The following is a 16869-nucleotide window of genomic DNA, read 5'->3' as shown; positions in this document are numbered from 1 at the left end:
ACCGGCCGCGGCGCACCATCGAGGAGGACGGATGCCGCACGCCACCGCGCGCGCCGACGCCGCCCGCGCCGTGATCTTCTCTCCGCTCGAGGGCGCCGGGCGCGCCGAGCTCGTGGAGCAGCGGCTGACCGATGCGATCGTGTCGGGCGTCCTCCACGACGGCGAGCGACTCCCGAGCGAGGCGGACCTGGCCAAGCGCCTGGGCGTCGCCCTCGTCACGGCGCGCGAGGCCCTCGTCGCCCTGCGCCACAAGGGTCTCGTGCGCACCCGGCGCGGCCGCGACGGCGGCAGCTTCGTCACCTACGACCGCGACACCTCCGCACGACTCCTCGACGAGCGCCTCCGCGCCACGAGCCGCATCGAACTGAGGGACCTCTCCCTGCACGTCGCCGCGATCGCCGGCATGGCCGCCGAGGTCGCGGCCGACCGCGCCAGCGACGATGACGTGCAGTCGCTCGTCGAGATCGACGCGCGAGCCGACCTCAGCACCCCGGGCGGCGCGCGGCGCGCCGTGAGCCGGTTCCAGCTCGAGGTCGCCGCGGTCAGCCAGTCGCCCCGGCTCGTGCACGAGGAGCTGCGCCTCCAGGCCGAATCCGGCTCCTTCCTCTGGCTGTGCCTGCGCCGACAGGAGTACCGTGACCGCAGCAGGGAGTCGCGCCTCGAGGTGATCGACGCGATCCGCGCGGCGGACGCGCCATCCGCCCGCCGTGCGACCGTCGGCCACATCACGTCGTGCGTCGAGTGGCTCATCGATGAGAAGGCGCGGTTGGAATCGGAGTCCGAGCCGCCCGGCGGGACTCCGCCGACGAAGGAGGGGAGCGCGTCATGACGCAGGCCGTCGCCACCGATGCCGACGCGATCGCGCGCCGCATCGCCGACGTGATCGATCCCGTGTTCGCCGTGATCGACGACTGGCGCGACGCGGCCGAGCGGCGACTCGCCGCCGGAGCCGAGCCCCGTGCGGCCGTCCTCGACCCCGTCGTCCACGACCTCGTGGCCGGCGAGCTCGAGCGTCCCGGCACCCTCATCACGGGCGCCGGCTTCGTCGCCGCGCCCGGCTACCTCGCCGACGCGCCCTGGCACCTCGCCTGGTGGCTGAGCGGGGGCTCGCCCTTCCGATCGGACGCCGCGAGCGGCATCCGGCGTCTCGACGCGGTCAGCGACCCCGACGCCGAGGCGTTCCGCGACTACACGACGCTCGAGTGGTGGCGCGTGCCGGAGCGCACCGGAAGCCGGCACCTCACCGGGCCCTACGTGGACTACCTCTGCACCGACGACTACACGGTCACGATCACCACGCCCGTGCGCGTCGGCGGCGAGATGGTCGGGCTCGTGGGCGCCGACGTCTACGTGGCGCGTCTCGAGCAGGTGCTGCTGCCCGTCCTCCGCGACGCGGGCGGCACGTGCACGATCGTCAACGCGTCGAGCCGGATCGTCGCGTCGAGCGAGACGCACCGGGCGACCGGCGCGCTGCTCCGCCTCGAGGGACTCGCCGAGGCGCTCGCGCCGCTGCGCGAGGCCGAGGCCGCGGGGCGGGTGACGGATGCCGCGCACCTGCCGGGCGGCGGCACGGTCGTGCCGTGCGGCGACACGTCGCTCGCGCTCGTCGTCGAGTAGCACGGCCCCCGGGCCACGGCGTCTCGTCCGTGGCATCCGTCGCTCGATAGGGTGAACGGCGACGGATGGCACGCGCCCGGAGCACCGGGCGCGACGGACGAGGGACCGGTGGTCGGCTCGTGAGCGTGACCATGATCGAGAAGCGGCGCCGTCGCCGCCGCCTGCGGGCGACCGCCTACGCGGGCGTGACCCTCGCGTGGGCGCTGACCGTCTGGCTCAGCACGATGCTCGCGGCGCCCGAGTGGGCGCGGATGCCGGTGCTGTTCGTCCACCTCGCCTCCCTCGTGGTCGGGCTCGGCGCCGTGCTCATGATCGAGTGGCACGGGCTGCTCTGGGCCACGGGATGGAGCACGGCCCGGGAGGTTCGGCAGGCCGATCGGACGCTCATCCTCCCCGTGTGGGTCGGGCTGGGCGGGCTGCTCGCGAGCGGGGCGCTGCTGCAGCCCGACCTCGCGCAGCCGCTCACCGTCGTGAAGCTCGTCGCCGTGCTCGTGCTCTCGCTCAACGGCGTCGCGCTCACGAAGTGGACGTCGGACCTCGCCCGGATGCCCGCGAAGGCGCACTTCCGCGCGCTCCCCCGCGCCGCGCGGATCGGCTACCTGGCGAGCGGCGCGGTGTCGCAGCTCGCCTGGTGGACGGCGGTCGTCATCGGCATGTTCAACTCCACCGCATGAGCGGACGGCTCCCTGTGTTCGCCCAGTCCACCTGAGATAGGCTCACGAACCGACATGACCCATTCCCCTGCCCCCGCCCGACGCGACCGGCGCCGCCTCCGCGAGGAGGGTCGTCGGCGACGCCAGCGCGTCGTCTGGGGCGCGGCCGCGGGCATCGTCGCGGTCGCCCTGATCGGGACCGGGGTCGTCACGGCGGCGGTCGTCGGCAGCCAGGGCGACACGACCGCGTCCGCCCCGAGCTCGACGCCCGAGCCGGAGCCCGTCGTCTTCCCCGCCGACGAGCCCGCCGCGGTCGCCGGCGCGGAGCCCTGCGGCACCATCCGCGTGCTCTCGTCGTTCGAGAACGCCGAGATGGTCGCCTCGCTCGCCGAGGGCTACAACGCCGAGCCGCGCGACGTGGACGGCAGGTGCGTCGAGGTCGTCGCGAGCAGGGACAAGTCCGGCGTCGCCGCCGAGGAGGCGGCCGTCGGCTTCACCGAGCAGGGCGAGGACGAGCGGCCCGTCGCGTGGATCCCCGACGCCAGCACGTGGCTCGGCGTCGCCCGCACCGCGGGCGGCTCCGCCAACGTGCCCGAGGAGGGCACGAGCATCGGCACGTCGGGGATCGTCCTGGCGATGCCCGAGGAGCTCGCCTCCGAGATCGGCTGGGATGACGAGCCGCCCACCTGGTCCGAGGTGTTCGAGACCGCCGACGACGCCGAGGTGTGGTCCGACCTCGGCCGACCGGAGTGGGGCGAGTTCAAGCTGGGCAAGACCAGCCCGGTCGTCGCGACCTCCGGCGAGGCCGCGCTGCTCGCCTCGTACGGGTCCGCCGCCGGCTCGGTCGCCGACGTCACGGCCGACGACATCGCCGACGACGAGGTCACCGCCGAGGTCCAGCAGCACGAGCTCGCGACGAGCCACTACATGGCGACCCCGGAGCACTTCCTCTGGCACGCCCGGCAGACCGAGGAGCAGGGCGGTTCGGCGGCCGACTTCCTCTCGGCCGTCATCGTCGACGAGAAGTCGGTGTGGGACTACAACCGCGGCATCACGAGCCGTGACGGGGTCACCCGCATCGAGAGCGAACCGCCCGCCGAGCAGCTCGTCCCGATCTACCCCGCCGACGGCCACTACGTCGCCGACAACCCCGCCGTCGTGCTGACGGGGAGCTGGGTGAACGAGTTCGAGGCCGCCGCCGCCGAGGACTTCATCCGGTTCGCCGGCACGAAGGAGGGCCAGGCGATCGTCCGCGAGGCCGGCTACCGCGACCTGAACCGCGAGCTCGACCGCGAGGTCGCCGAGGTCGGCGCGCTGGCCGAGGCGCCGAAGGGCCGACTGGCGTTCCCCGATCCGCAGGTCGTCGTCGCCGTGCACGAGGCCTTCCCCGAGGTGCGGAAGCGCGCGAACGTGCTGTTCCTGGTCGACGTGTCGGGCTCCATGGGCAACCCGATCGCCACGGGCGAGTCGAAGCTCGCCGCCGCGAAGGTCGCCATCGAGAAGGCGCTCGACCACTTCGCCGAGGGCGACCGCGTCGGCCTCGCGGCGTTCTCCGAGGTCGACGCGAACCCGCTCGCCCCGGGCGAGGTGAGCGCCGTGGCCGACATCGCCGACACCCGCGACCGGTTCGAGTCCGCCCTCGCCGCCCTCCAGCCGGTGGAGTGGACGCCGCTGTACGAGGCCGTCGACACCTTCGCCACGCAGCAGGCGGACGACTTCGACCCGGATCGCATCAACGCGATCGTGCTCCTGAGCGACGGCAAGAACGAGACCGAGGCCCCGAGCATCTCGGCGCAGCAGATGCTCGGCACGCTCGAGGAACTGCACCACTCGACGCCCGTGCTCGTCTTCACGCTCGCGTACGGCGCCGACGCCGACGTGAAGACCCTGCAGTCGATCTCGAGCGCGACCGGCGCGCACTACTACGACGCGACCGACCCGACCGAGGTCGACGAGGTGCTCGGCGACCTCGTCACGAGCTTCTAGCCCCGGCGGTCCCGGTGGCCCCGGCGGTCCCGGCGGTCGAACCGTCGCGCCGACGCCGGGTCGAGGTCCGGCGCCCGCCGCAACGGGACGCCATGAGCGAGCGGGCGAGCGACGCGTCTGCGAGCATGATCGGATGACACGGCGTCCCGCCCTCGTGGGCATCTCCCACGGCACCTCCTCGCCCGAGGGACGGCGCGCAGTGCTCCGCCTCCACGACGCCGTCGTCGAGGCGGTCGCGCGGCGTCATCCGGATGCCCCGCCGTCGGTGCGACTCGGACACGTCGACGTCGAGCAGCCCGACGTGCCCGCGACGCTGGCCTCCCTCGCCGACGGCGAGCCGGCCGTGGTCGTGCCGCTCCTGCTCTCGGCCGGATACCACGTGTACGTCGACCTGACCGAGGCGGTCGACGAGGAGCGGGCGCGCCCGGTGGTGCTCGCGGGCGCGCTCGGCCCCGACGACCGCCTCGCGACCGTGCTGCTGCGACGCCTGCACGAGGCCGGACTGCGCGACGGCGACCGCATCGTGCTCGCCGTCGCCGGCTCGAGCGACCGGCGCGCGGTCCACGACTGCCTCGAGCAGGCGCGACGCCTCGGTGAGGCGGCCGAGCGCGAGGTCACGGTCGGCTTCCTCTCGGCCGCCGAGCCGCGCCTGCCCACCGCCGTCGCTTCGGCGCGCGCGTCGCTCGCCCCCGGCGGTCGGGTCGTGGTGGCGAACTACCTGCTCGCACCCGGGTATTTCGACGACCTCGCGCGCGCTGCGGGGGCGGATGTCACGGCCGAGCCCCTGCTCGTGCCCGACGAGCCGGCGCCGCGCGAACTCGTCGACGTCGTGCTCGACCGCTATGCGGCATCCGCTCGCGCACTCGACTGAGACCGGGCCGCCCACGCGATCGGCCCGGCGCCCGCGGGGCGGGCACCGGGCCGTGGGACTGCGAACGGAGGCCTAGGGTCGAACGCCCTCTCGCAGGCCGGTCGTCGCCGAACCCGCGGGGACGGCGGGAGTTCGAGGCCACGTCCAGGCGGAGCGCAGGATGAAGGCCAGGAGCAGCACTTCGACTCCGACCGAGATGCCGTAGAAGGCGGCCCATTCCCAGGTCGCCCCTGCCGCGTTGAACATCGAGTAGGGGATCAGGAGCGACGCCACGACCAGGTTCACGGCGCGGTTCACCCGTGCGGGCAGTGTCATGGAGAGCACCACCATCACGGCCGGGATCGACACGGACACCAGGAAGATCGTCAGCAGCGTCGAGCTGATGTCGAACCTCCAGACGAGGCCGTTCAGGATGCCGTCGACGACGCCGGGCTTGTAGAAGTTCAGGATGTCGACGTAGACGTAGAGGAACATGAAGCTGGTCCATGCGGCGGCGATCCTGGCCCGCACGGGGATCGGCGGATCGTCGAGCAGGTTCGAGCTCGTGGTGTGGTCGGTCATCGGTTCTTCTTTCGAGAGGAGCGGTCCGTCCGCCGGGCGGCGGCAGGTGTGGGCGTGCATGCGCACGGGTCGGGTCGTTCTCGTCGGTCCGGTCGTCACACGGTGATCACGACCTTCCCTCGGGCGTGGCCGGCCGCGACGGAGCGGAGCGCATGGGCGGCGGGTGCGGCACGCGCCACCGCGGTCGATCGCTGTCCATCCCCACCGAAGCCTCCTCATGTGCGAGCCGCGACTCACGTTCTTCGTACACCGTACGTCGTACACCGTACTATGGCGCGTACGCTGTACGATTGTCAAGCCGTTCGATGCAGCGAGGAGGCACGTGTCTGCGAAGGAGCACCGCCCGGTCGCGTCGGACGCGGGCCTCAGCACGCAGCGGGTGGTGGTCGAGGCGATCCGGCTCGCCGACCACGAGGGGGTCGACGGGCTGAGCATGCGCCGACTCGCCGGCGCGCTCGGCGCGGGCGCGATGTCGCTCTACCACTACGTGGCGAGCAAGGACGAGCTGCTGGACGCCATGATCGACGTCGTGTTCGAGGAGATCGATCTCCCGCCGCAGGACACCGACTGGCAGACGGCCATGCGGCGGGTGGCGGTCTCCACCCGACAGGTCCTCGCACGGCACCCGTGGGCGATCGGCCTGATGGAGTCGCGCACGACCCCCGGCCCCGCGAACCTCCGCCACCGCGAAGCCTTCACCGCCTGCCTGCGGAAGGCCGGCTTCTCGGCCCTGACGGCGACGCACGCCAACTGGCTGCTCAACAGCTACGTCTACGGGTACGCCCTGCAGGCCGCGAGCCTGCCGTTCGACACCGCCGACGAGCTCGCGGAGATGACCGAGGACGTCTACCTGCCCCAGCTTCCGCCTGACGAGTTCCCGTACCTCAACGAGTCCGCCGCGGCGCTCGTCGCCGCCGGCTACGACCCGGCAGGGGAGTTCACCATCGGCCTCGACCTCGTCCTCGCCGCCCTCGAGCACCTGAGAGCCTCCGCGTAGCCGCGCTCGGGGATCGGGCGTCGCGCCTCACGGGTGGCGTTGCGCCGCGACGCTGCCGCCATGCCGGTCTCGGGCGTGCGGCACCGCCGGACTTCCGACTCACTCGTGCTCGGGCAGCAGCGGTGCCTCCCAGCCCGGGTCGCGGCCGAGCTGCGCGGCCCGGGCGACGGACGCCGCGCCGAAGCGATCGCGAACCGCATCGAGCACGGTATCGAGGCGCACCCCGTCCTCCCAGTCGATCGGCAGCTCGGGCTGGAGGCTGTCGGCGCGCGCCAGCTGCGACAGGGAGACGCCGATCAGCGTGATGCCGCGCTCGGCGATCAGCGGCTGCGCGATCGCGAGCAGCCCTCTCGCGACGGTGAGCAGCACCGCGGTGCGATCGGACGGCGAGCCCAGCGTGCGCGACCGGGTCGCCTTCGCGAAGTCGCCGAAGCGGAGGCGCAGGACGACCGTGCGGCACACCCGGTCCCGGTCACGGAGACGGCGGGCGAGGCGGTCGACGATCTGGGTCAGGATGACGTCCAGTTCTTCCGCCGAGCGCGGCCGGCTGCCGAGGGCGCGCTGGGAACCGATCGAGCCGCGGCGTCGCGTCGTGTCGACCGGGCGCGGGTCCCGGAGCCGCGCCAGCGCGTGCAGGTGCGCGCCGGTCGCCCGGCCCAGCAGCCGCTCGGCGGCGTCGGCCTCGAGCTCGGCGAGTTGCCCGACGGTGCGGATGCCGAGCCGGTGCAGCTTCTCGGCGGTGACGGCGCCGACCCCCCACAGCCGCTCGACCGGCAGCGGCAGCAGGAACGCCTCCTCGCGCTCGGGTTCGACCACCAGCAACCCGTCGGGCTTGCTGACCGCGCTCGCGACCTTCGCCAGGAACTTCGTCCGCGCGATCCCGACCGAGATGGGCAATCCGACCTCGGTGCGGACCCGCTCGCGCAGTCGCACCGCGACCTGCTCGGGTGTTCCGGCGATGCGACGCAGGCCCCCGACCTCCAGGAACGCCTCGTCGATGGACAGCCCCTCCACGACGGGCGTCGTGTCGTGGAAGATCTCGAACACCGCTCGACTGGCCGTCGAATAGGCCTCCATCCGCGGCGGGACGACCACCGCGTCGGGGCACAGTTCGCGCGCCTGGCGACCGCCCATGGCGGTGCGCACCCCTCGCGCCTTCGCCTCGTAGCTCGCCGCCAGCACGACGCCGCCGCCGACGATGACCGGCCGGCCGCGCAGCTCGGGCGCGTCGCGCTGCTCGACCGAGGCGTAGAACGCGTCGAGATCCGCGTGCAACACGGTCGCCTCGCCCCGCACCACGCCCTCCCGCCGATCGCCCGTCGTGCGGATCGTCCCACGCACCGGTGACACGGCGCCCCGGATCCGGACCCGGACACGGCCTGCGCGAGGCGCGGGACCCTGACGAGCGACCGGCGTGACCGTCTGCGACGGCATGTGACGCCGTGCGACACGGGGTGACCGAACGTGACGAAGGCGCCTTTCGGCCCATCGCCGACATCCGTACCTTCGGTGATCACGTGCCCCCGGACGGGGTGCGGACGAGGAGGGAACCGTGACGATCGAGACGACGGATGCCGCGCCGCGGGCGCCGCGCGCCGAGCGCCCGGCACGCGACATCCGCACGCCCCGACCCTCGGCGAAGCCCAACGGGCAGTGGAAGGTCGACGGCACGACGCCGCTCAACGCCAACGAGGAGTGGAAGCAGGCCGACGGCGGCCTGAGCGTGCGCGAGCGCATCGAGACGACCTACGCGGCCGGCGGCTTCGCCTCGATCGACCCGACCGACCTGCACGGGCGCTTCCGGTGGTGGGGGCTGTACACGCAGCGCAAGCCCGGGATCGACGGCGGCCGCACCGCGACGCTCGAGCCGCACGAGCTCGAGGACGAGTACTTCATGCTGCGCGTCCGCATCGACGGCGGGCAGCTCACGACCGAGCAGCTCCGCGTCATCGGCGGCATCTCGACCGAGTTCGCCCGTGGCACGGCCGACCTCACGGACCGCCAGAACGTGCAGCTGCACTGGGTGCGCGTCGAGGACGTGCCCGAGATCTGGCGCCGACTCGAGGCCGTCGGGCTCGGCACCACCGAGGCGTGCGGCGACGTGCCGCGCGTCATCCTCGGCTCGCCCGTCGCGGGCATCGCGGCCGACGAGCTCATCGACCCGACGCCGCAGATCGACGAGATCACCGCGCGGTTCATCGGCGACGAGTCGCTCGCGAACCTGCCGCGCAAGTTCAAGTCGGCCATCACCGGGCATCCGAGCCAGGACGTCGTGCACGAGATCAACGACGTGGCGTTCGTCGCGGTCGAGCATCCGACGCTCGGCGCGGGGTACGACCTGTGGGTCGGGGGCGGCCTGTCGACCGCGCCGCGGCTCGCGGAGCGGCTCGGCGTGTGGGTCGCGCCGTCACTCGTCGCCGACGTCTGGCACGGGGTCGCGCAGATCTTCCGCGACTACGGCTACCGGCGGCTTCGCAACAAGGCGCGGCTGAAGTTCCTGCTCGCGGACTGGGGCGTCGAGCGCTTCCGCTCCGTGCTCGAGACCGAGTACCTCGGCGCCGCACTGCCCGACGGGCCGGCCGCGCCGACGCCCGCGACGCCCGGCGACCACGTCGGCGTGCACCGGCAGAAGGACGGACGCTTCTACGTCGGCGCGACGCCCATCGTCGGTCGCGTCTCCGGTCCGACGCTCACGCGCCTCGCGGATCTCGTCGAGGCCCACGGGTCGACCCGGCTGCGCACCACGCCGCACCAGAAGGTCGTCATCCTCGACGTCGCCGAGGAGCGCGTGGAGTCGCTCATCGCGGGCTTGGACGAGCTCGGCCTGCAGGCACGGCCGAGCCTCATCCGTCGCGGCACGATCGCGTGCACGGGCATCGAGTTCTGCAAGCTCGCGATCGTGGAGACCAAGGCCTTCGCGACCGCCGCCGTGCTCGACCTGGAGGAGCGACTCGCGGCCTTCGACCTGCCGCACCCGATCGCCCTGCACGTGAACGGATGCCCGAACTCGTGCGCGCGCATCCAGACCGCCGACATCGGGCTGAAGGGCCAGCTCGTCACCATCGACGGCGAGCAGGTGCCCGGGTACCAGGTGCACCTCGGCGGCGGGCTCGCCTCGCAGGACCGCGACGAGGCCGGCCTCGGCCGCACGGTCCGCGGGCTCAAGGTCACGGCCGACGGCATCGCGGACTACGTCGAGCGGGTGGTGACGCGGTTCCTCGGCGAACGCGACGCGCGCGCGGGCGAGACGTTCGCGCAGTGGGCGCACCGCGCCGACGAGGAGGCGCTGCGATGAGCGCGCGCAACATCGGCCTCCCGCCCGCGGATCGAGGAGCGAACGCCGGCGAGCGTCTCGAGACCCCGTCGCGCCTCGGTCTCGAGACGGCCGCTGAGCGGCCCCCTCGACCGGCACGATTCCGTTCCGCCGACGACCTCCGCGCCCTCGCCGAGGCCGGCAACGCTGCCCTTGGGAGCCTCACCGACCGCGAGGCATCCCCCGCCGAGGTCGTCGCCTGGGTCGCGGCGAACTTCGCGACGGATGCCGCGGCGGTCGCGTGCTCGATGGCCGACGCCGCGCTCCCCCACCTGGTCGCGCAGCACCTGCCCGGCGTCGACGTGCTGTTCCTCGACACGGGCTACCACTTCACCGAGACCCACGCGACGCGTGACGAGGTCGCCCGCGCGTTCGACGTGCGCATCGTCGACGTGCTCCCCGAGCAGACGGTCGCGGAGCAGGACGCCGGGTTCGGCGCCGAGCTGTTCGCGCGCGACCCGGGGCTGTGCTGCGCGCGCCGCAAGGTCGAGCCGCTCCAGCGCGCACTCGGCGGGTACGAGGTGTGGTTCACGGGCGTCCGCCGCGAGGAGGCGCCGACCCGCGCGCTCACGCCGCTCGTCACGTACGACGAGCGGAACGGGCTCGTGAAGGTGAACCCCGTCGCGGCGTGGAGCTTCGACGACCTCCTCGACTACGCGGGCGCCAACCAGGTGCCCGTGAACCTCCTCATGTCGCACGGCTATCCCTCGATCGGCTGCGAGCCGTGCACGAAGCCCGTCGCCGCGGGCGAAGACCCGAGGTCGGGCCGCTGGGCCGGCCTCGCCAAGACGGAATGCGGGTTGCACCTATGACCGACACCAGCGATGCGACCGTGACCGCGCGCCCGGCCGCGGCGCACCTCGACGCGCTCGACGCGCTCGAGGCCGAGGCCATCCACGTCATCCGCGAGGTCGTCGCCGAGTTCGAGCGGCCCGTGCTGCTGTTCTCGGGCGGCAAGGACTCCGTCGTCGTGCTGCACCTCGCGGCGAAGGCGTTCTGGCCGGGGCGCGTGCCGTTCCCGGTGCTGCACGTCGACACCGGACACAACTTCCCCGAGGTGCTGCGGTTCCGGGACGAGACCGTCGAGCGCCTCGGCATCCGCCTCGAGGTCGCCTCGGTGCAGGACTACCTCGACGACGGGCGCTTGCAGGAGCGGGCGGACGGCACGCGCAATCCGCTGCAGACGCAGCCGCTGCTCGATGCGATCGCGGCCGGCCGGCACGACGCCGTGTTCGGCGGCGCGCGCCGCGACGAGGACAAGGCCCGCGCCAAGGAGCGCATCATCTCGCTGCGCGACGAGTTCGGCCAGTGGGATCCGCGCAACCAGCGCCCCGAGCTCTGGAGCCTGTACAACGGCCGGCACACGGTCGGCCAGCACGTGCGCGCGTTCCCGATCTCGAACTGGACCGAGCTGGACGTGTGGCGCTACATCGAGCGCGAGGGCATCGCGCTGCCGCCGTTGTACTTCGCGCACGAGCGCGACGTGTATGCGCGCGACGGCATGTGGCTCGCGGTGAGCGACGTCTCCGCGCCGCGCGAGGGCGAGACGGTCGAGCGCCGCACCGTGCGGTACCGCACCGTCGGCGACCTGAGCTGCACCGGCGCGGTGGTGTCGGATGCCGCCACGCTGTCGGACATCGTCCGCGAGGTCGCGGCATCCACCCTCACCGAGCGCGGCGCGACCCGCGCCGACGACCGCCTCTCGGAGGCGGCCATGGAGGACCGCAAGAAGGACGGGTACTTCTGATGAGCGCGACGACTCCGGCCCCCACCGCGATCGATGGCGCCGCTGCCACCGTGGGTTCGCTGTTCCGCTTCGCGACCGCGGGGTCGGTCGACGACGGCAAGTCGACGCTCGTCGGCCGCCTCCTGCACGACTCCAAGGCGATCCTCGCCGACCAGCTCGAGTCGGTCGCGCGCACGAGCGCCGAGCGCGGCTTCGGCGGCGAGCCCGGCGCGATCGACTTCGCCCTCCTCACCGACGGCCTGCGCGCCGAGCGCGAGCAGGGCATCACGATCGACGTCGCCTACCGCTACTTCTCGACCGGCCGTCGGTCGTTCATCCTCGCCGACTGCCCCGGCCACGTGCAGTACACGCGCAACATGGTCACGGGCTCGGCGACGGCCGACGCGGTCGTCGTGCTCGTCGACGTCCGCAACGGCGTGCTGGAGCAGACCCGCCGCCACCTCGCGGTCGTGCAGCTGCTGCGCGTGCCGCACGTCATCGTGGCGGTGAACAAGATCGACCTCGTCGGCTACGACCGCGCCGCATTCGAGGCGGTGGCGACGGATGTCGCCGCGCTCGCGCGCGACCTCGGCCTGCCCGACGCGCACGTCATCCCGGTGTCGGCGCTCGCGGGCGACAACGTCGTCGAGCGCTCGGCGGAGACGCCCTGGTACGACGGACCGAGCCTGCTCGAGCTGCTCGAGGAGCTCGCGACGATCGACGAGCTCGAGACCGACCTCGAGGCGCTGCGGCTGCCGGTGCAGCTCGTGATCCGCCCGCAGGGCGCGCTCTCGCCGGAACTCCTGGCTGCGGGTCGAGGAGCGACGGAGTCGCGTCTCGAGACCGAGGACCGCTTCCGTGACTACCGCGCCTTCGCGGGCCGCATCGAGTCGGGGACCGTTCGCGTCGGCGACGAAGTCGAGGTGTTCCCCGCCGGCATCCGGACCACCGTCGCGGCCATCGACCGCGGACCGGTCGCCGTCGACGAGGCCTCCGCCCCGCTCTCGGTGTCGCTGCGGCTCGCCGACCCCGTCGACGCGGCGCGCGGGGCCGTGATCGCCGCGGCCGGGTCGCTCTCCGCGCCGCGGCGCGAGATCGACGCCGACGTGTTCCAGCTCGACGGGCGCCCGCTCACCACGGGCGCGCGCGTCCTGGTCAAGCACGGCACGACGACCGTGCAGGCGCTCGTCACCGACATCCGGGGCCGCCTCGACCTCGACACGCTCGAGTCGACGCCGACCGCGGCGCTCGAGACCAACGACATCGGACTCGTGCGGCTGAAGCTCGCGGCGGACCTCGCCGTCGAGCCCTACGCCGCACACCGCCGGGCGGGGGCGTTCCTCGTCATCCATCCGCACGACGGCGCAACCCTCGCCGCCGGCATCGTCACCGAAGGAGATTCAGCATGACCGCTCGTCCGCGCGCCATCCGCTCGACCCGACTCGGAGACCTCGCCGGCATGATGCTCGCGGGTGCGATCCTCACGACCGCGACCCTCTCCGGCTGCGCGGCCACGCCCGCGTCGGGTGCGGGGACGCAGCCCGAGGCGCCCGCGGCCGAGGCGACCGGCACGCCCGCCGAGGAGCTCCGCCTCGGCTACTTCGCCAACGTCACGCACGCGCCCGCGCTCGTCGGGCTCGAGGAGGGCCTCATCGAGGACGCGCTCGGCGACACGGCGCTGTCGACGCAGGTGTTCAACGCCGGCCCCGCCGCGATCGAGGCACTCTCCGCCGGCGCGATCGACGCGACGTACATCGGCCCGAACCCGGCGATCAACACGTTCGTCGCGTCGGGCGGCCAGTCGGCGCGCATCGTCGCCGGCGCCGCGAGCGGCGGTGCGGCGCTCGTCGTGCAGCCCGGCATCGACGGCGCCGAGGACCTCGAGGGCGCCAACCTCGCGACGCCGCAGCTCGGCAACACGCAGGATGTCGCGCTGCGCACCTGGCTCGCCGAGGAGGGGTACACGACCTCGACCACGGGCGGCGGAGACGTGACGATCTCGCCGACCGAGAACGCGCAGACGCTCACGCTCTTCCAGTCGGGCGAGATCGACGGCGCGTGGCTGCCCGAGCCGTGGGTCTCGCGGCTCGTCGTCGACGCCGGCGCCGACGTGCTCGTCGACGAGGCCGACCTCTGGGAGGACGGCGAGTTCCCGACGACGGTGCTGCTCGTGCGCGCCGAGTTCCTGGCCGAGCACCCCGAGACGGTCCGGGCGCTCGTGGCCGGCCACGCGGCATCCGTCGACTGGCTGCACGAGAACGCGGATGCCGCGGCCGACGTCATCAACGCGCGGCTGACCGCCGACGCGGGCAAGGGGCTCTCCGACGCGGTCATCGACCGGGCGCTCGACCACGTCGCCTTCACGACCGACCCGCACGCCGGCACGTTCGAGCAGCTGCTCCAGGACGGCGTCGACGCGGGCACGTCCAAGGCCGGGGACATCGACGGGCTGTTCGACCTGTCGGCGCTGAACGCCGTGCTCGACGAGGCCGGCGAGGAGCCCGTGAGCGCGGCGGGCCTCGGGACGGAGTAGGCATGTCCACCATCACCGCGGCACGCTCCGCGGGTCGAGGAGCGCCGCCCCCAGCGGGTCGAGGCGCGCCGCAGGCGGGTCTCGAGCCCCGACCCCCGGGAACCGACGCCCCCGCCATCCGCATCGCCGGCCTCGGCAAGCGGTACGCCGACGACGGGCCGGTCGTGCTCGAGGGCATCGACCTGGACGTCGCGCCGGGCCAGTTCACGTGCCTGCTCGGCGCGTCGGGCTGCGGCAAGTCGACGCTGCTCTCGATCGTCGCCGGGCTCGAGAAGCCGAGCAGCGGCACGGTCGAGGTCGCCGACGGCGGCGCCGCGGTGATGTTCCAGGACGCGTCGCTGCTGCCGTGGCTCACGGCACGGCGCAACGTCGAGCTCGCGCTGCGGCTCGGCGGGTCGGGGCTCTCGGCCTCGGCCCGCCGGGCGCGCGCCCTCGAGCTGCTCGAGGTCGTGAACCTCGCGGATGCCGCGGAGAAGCGCCCGCACGAGCTGTCGGGCGGCATGCGCCAGCGCGTCGCCCTCGCGCGGGCCCTCGCGCAGGACCGCCCGGTGCTCCTCATGGACGAGCCGTTCGCGGCGCTCGACGCGATCACGCGCGACCTGCTGCACGAGGAGCTCCAGCGCGTCTGGCGCGAGACGGGCCGAACGATCGTGTTCGTCACGCACAACGTGCGCGAGGCCGTGCGACTCGGCCAGCGCGTGCTGCTCATGTCGAGCCGACCGGGGCGCATCGTGCGCGAGTGGGAGATCGCCGACGAGGGACCCCGTCGCATCGAGTCGCCGCAGGTCGGCACGCTCTCGATCGAGATCACCGAGCACCTGCGAAGGGAGATCCGTCGCAATGCCTGACCTCGTCTCCGTGGATCGAGGAGGGCCGGAGGCCCGTCTCGAGACCCCCGCCACCGACCCGACCGGTCTCGAGACGGCCGCTGCGCGGCCTCCTCGACCCGCAGAGGCGGCCGACTCGCTGAACGCCGACCTGCGCGGGCTCGACGCCCTCCAGACCGAGAGGCGCACGTCGCGCCCGAGGTGGCGGCGCCTGATCGACGGCGCGCTGCCGCCGGTCGTGCTCATCGCGCTGCTCATCGCCGCGTGGCAGGCCTACACCCTCATCGCGCAGCCGCGCCCCGACCTCTCGCCGGGCCCGCTCGACGTGGCCGCCGCGCTCGGGCAGGCCTGGGAGTCCGGCCGCCTCCAGCTCGCCGTGACGACGAGCCTCGAGCGCGGCGTCCTCGGGTTCCTCATCGCCATCGCGATCGGCACGCCGCTCGGCCTGCTGCTCGCCGAGTGGCGCCTGCTCCGCCGCGCGCTCGGCCCGCTGCTGTCCGGCCTGCAGGTGCTGCCGTCGGTCGCGTGGGTGCCCGCCGCGATCATCTGGTTCGGGCTGTCGGATGCCACGGTGTACTTCGTCGTCCTCATGGGCGCCGTGCCATCCATCGCCAACGGGCTCGTCGCGGGCATCGACCAGGTGCCGCCGCAGCTGCGTCGCGTGGGCACCGTGCTCGGCGCCTCGCGCTGGCAGCTCGCCACCGCAGTCGTCGTGCCCGCGGCGCTGCCCGGGTACCTCGCCGGGCTCAAGCAGGGGTGGGCGTTCTCGTGGCGCTCGCTGATGGCGGCCGAGATCATCGCCTTCGGCGGCACGATCGGCTTCGGCCTCGGCTCGATGCTGCAGCAGAGCCGCGACCTGGCCGACCTCGCAGGCGCGCTCGGCACGATCCTCGTGATCCTCGCGATCGGCGTCGTGATCGAGCTGCTCGTGTTCGCGCCCATCGAGCGCGGCCTGCTGCGCCGACGCGGACTGACGGGGGCGAACTCGTGAGCGGCCGCGTCGCGCTCGTCGGCGCAGGCCCCGGCGACCCGGGCCTGCTCACCATCCGGGGCCTGCGCGCCCTCGAGGCGGCCGACGTGATCGTCGCCGACCGCCTCGGCGCGCGCTCGGTGCTCGACGGCCTCGCCGCCGACGGCGTCGAGCTCTCGGCCGAGGTCGTCGACGTCGGCAAGCTGCCCGGCCACCACGCCGTGCCGCAGGACGCGATCAACGAGCTGCTCGTGACGCTCGCCCGCGACGGCAGGCGCGTCGTCCGACTCAAGGGCGGCGACCCGTACATCTTCGGGCGCGGCGGCGAGGAGCTCGCGTACTGCCGCGACCGCGGCGTCGACGTCGAGGTCGTGCCGGGTATCACGAGCGCGGTCTCGGTGCCCGCCATCGCCGGCATCCCCCTGACGCATCGCGGCCTCGCGACGACGTTCACCGTGGTGACCGGACACGACCAGATCCGCTCGCTCTCGGGCGGACCCGATCACACCGTCGTCCTGCTCATGGGCGTCGGCACGCTCGCGAACTCGGCGACCACCCTCGCCCGCGGCGAGCGTGGCGGCGAATGCCCAGTCGCGATCGTGGAGGATGGGTACGGCCCTCGCCAACGAGTGACGATCGGCACGCTCGACACGATCGCCCACCAGGCGGCGGTACGGGGCGTCCGTTCGCCCGCGGTCGTGGTGGTCGGCGACGTCGTGCGGCTCAGCCCGTACGCGCCCGCCGAGCTCGCGACCTCCGCGTTCGCGGCGCCGCCGACCATCGACTGACCCTCCCCTGCACCCCTTCGAAAGGCC

General features: G+C 73.4%; 16 protein-coding genes. 14 read left to right on the top strand and 2 right to left on the bottom strand.

Annotated features, from left to right (window positions below):
• Positions 1–31: 31 nt before the first annotated feature.
• From WBQ80_RS07760 to WBQ80_RS07740, 5 genes are all read left to right on the top strand, one after another.
• Positions 32–829 carry a FadR/GntR family transcriptional regulator gene (locus WBQ80_RS07760; protein ID WP_336571473.1) on the top strand — a complete coding sequence of 266 codons (798 nt, stop codon included), beginning with the start codon at positions 32–34 and terminating at the stop codon, positions 827–829.
• Positions 826–1617 carry a PDC sensor domain-containing protein gene (locus WBQ80_RS07755; protein ID WP_336571474.1) on the top strand — a complete coding sequence of 264 codons (792 nt, stop codon included), beginning with the start codon at positions 826–828 and terminating at the stop codon, positions 1615–1617. The genes WBQ80_RS07760 and WBQ80_RS07755 overlap by 4 nt, the downstream gene beginning before the upstream one ends.
• Positions 1618–1742: 125 nt before the next feature.
• Positions 1743–2291 carry a hypothetical protein gene (locus WBQ80_RS07750; protein ID WP_336571475.1) on the top strand — a complete coding sequence of 183 codons (549 nt, stop codon included), beginning with the start codon at positions 1743–1745 and terminating at the stop codon, positions 2289–2291.
• 54 nt (positions 2292–2345) lie between these two features.
• On the top strand, positions 2346–4256 hold the full coding sequence (locus tag WBQ80_RS07745) for a vWA domain-containing protein (protein WP_336571476.1): 1911 nt from the start codon (positions 2346–2348) through the stop codon (positions 4254–4256).
• Between the two features lie 133 nt (positions 4257–4389).
• Entirely contained in the window at positions 4390–5127 is a 738-nt protein-coding gene (locus WBQ80_RS07740) for a sirohydrochlorin chelatase (RefSeq protein WP_336571477.1), read from the top strand.
• Positions 5128–5199: 72 nt separating this feature from the next.
• Here WBQ80_RS07740 and WBQ80_RS07735 read toward each other — a convergent pair whose 3' ends face one another.
• Complete coding sequence (locus WBQ80_RS07735; RefSeq protein ID WP_336571478.1) at positions 5200–5688, bottom strand: DUF6326 family protein; 489 nt, start codon at positions 5686–5688, stop codon at positions 5200–5202.
• Positions 5689–6010: 322 nt separating this feature from the next.
• On the opposite strand from WBQ80_RS07735, the gene WBQ80_RS07730 reads away from it, so the two are divergent.
• Positions 6011–6685, top strand: a complete 675-nt coding sequence (locus tag WBQ80_RS07730) for a TetR/AcrR family transcriptional regulator (RefSeq protein ID WP_336571479.1) — start codon at positions 6011–6013, stop codon at positions 6683–6685.
• A gap of 99 nt (positions 6686–6784) precedes the next feature.
• Here the strand turns inward: WBQ80_RS07730 and dinB are convergent, their stop codons facing one another.
• Positions 6785–7981: a DNA polymerase IV gene (gene dinB, locus WBQ80_RS07725; RefSeq protein ID WP_336571492.1), complete on the bottom strand. Its 1197-nt coding sequence runs from the start codon at positions 7979–7981 to the stop codon at positions 6785–6787.
• A 256-nt stretch (positions 7982–8237) separates the two neighbouring features.
• Between dinB and WBQ80_RS07720 the strand changes: the two genes are divergently transcribed.
• The 8 genes from WBQ80_RS07720 to cobA are packed head-to-tail and all read left to right on the top strand — an operon-like array spanning position 8238 to position 16842.
• Complete coding sequence (locus WBQ80_RS07720; RefSeq protein WP_336571480.1) at positions 8238–9980, top strand: nitrite/sulfite reductase; 1743 nt, start codon at positions 8238–8240, stop codon at positions 9978–9980.
• On the top strand, positions 9977–10810 hold the full coding sequence (locus WBQ80_RS07715; protein WP_336571481.1) for a phosphoadenylyl-sulfate reductase: 834 nt from the start codon (positions 9977–9979) through the stop codon (positions 10808–10810). The genes WBQ80_RS07720 and WBQ80_RS07715 overlap by 4 nt, the downstream gene beginning before the upstream one ends.
• Positions 10807–11745: a sulfate adenylyltransferase subunit CysD gene (gene cysD, locus WBQ80_RS07710; RefSeq protein WP_336571482.1), complete on the top strand. Its 939-nt coding sequence runs from the start codon at positions 10807–10809 to the stop codon at positions 11743–11745. Before WBQ80_RS07715 ends, cysD begins: the two co-directional genes overlap by 4 nt.
• Positions 11745–13133: a sulfate adenylyltransferase subunit 1 gene (locus WBQ80_RS07705; protein ID WP_336571483.1), complete on the top strand. Its 1389-nt coding sequence runs from the start codon at positions 11745–11747 to the stop codon at positions 13131–13133. Before cysD ends, WBQ80_RS07705 begins: the two co-directional genes overlap by 1 nt.
• Positions 13130–14257, top strand: coding sequence for an ABC transporter substrate-binding protein (locus WBQ80_RS07700; RefSeq protein ID WP_336571484.1), 1128 nt, complete (start codon positions 13130–13132; stop codon positions 14255–14257). The genes WBQ80_RS07705 and WBQ80_RS07700 overlap by 4 nt, the downstream gene beginning before the upstream one ends.
• A 2-nt stretch (positions 14258–14259) precedes the next feature.
• A complete protein-coding gene (locus WBQ80_RS07695; protein WP_336571485.1) occupies positions 14260–15105 on the top strand; it encodes an ABC transporter ATP-binding protein in 846 nt (281 codons plus the stop codon).
• Positions 15098–16075, top strand: coding sequence for an ABC transporter permease (locus WBQ80_RS07690; protein ID WP_336571486.1), 978 nt, complete (start codon positions 15098–15100; stop codon positions 16073–16075). Before WBQ80_RS07695 ends, WBQ80_RS07690 begins: the two co-directional genes overlap by 8 nt.
• A complete protein-coding gene (gene cobA, locus WBQ80_RS07685) occupies positions 16072–16842 on the top strand; it encodes a uroporphyrinogen-III C-methyltransferase (protein ID WP_442893186.1) in 771 nt (256 codons plus the stop codon). Before WBQ80_RS07690 ends, cobA begins: the two co-directional genes overlap by 4 nt.
• Positions 16843–16869: the final 27 nt, after the last annotated feature.

Origin of the sequence: Agromyces sp. CCNWLW213 (genome assembly GCF_037199545.1) — a bacterium.
Taxonomy (GTDB): Bacteria; Actinomycetota; Actinomycetes; order Actinomycetales; family Microbacteriaceae; genus Agromyces.
The sequence above is the reverse complement of the archived record's forward strand: the minus strand, read 5'-3'. Positions and strand labels throughout refer to the sequence as shown.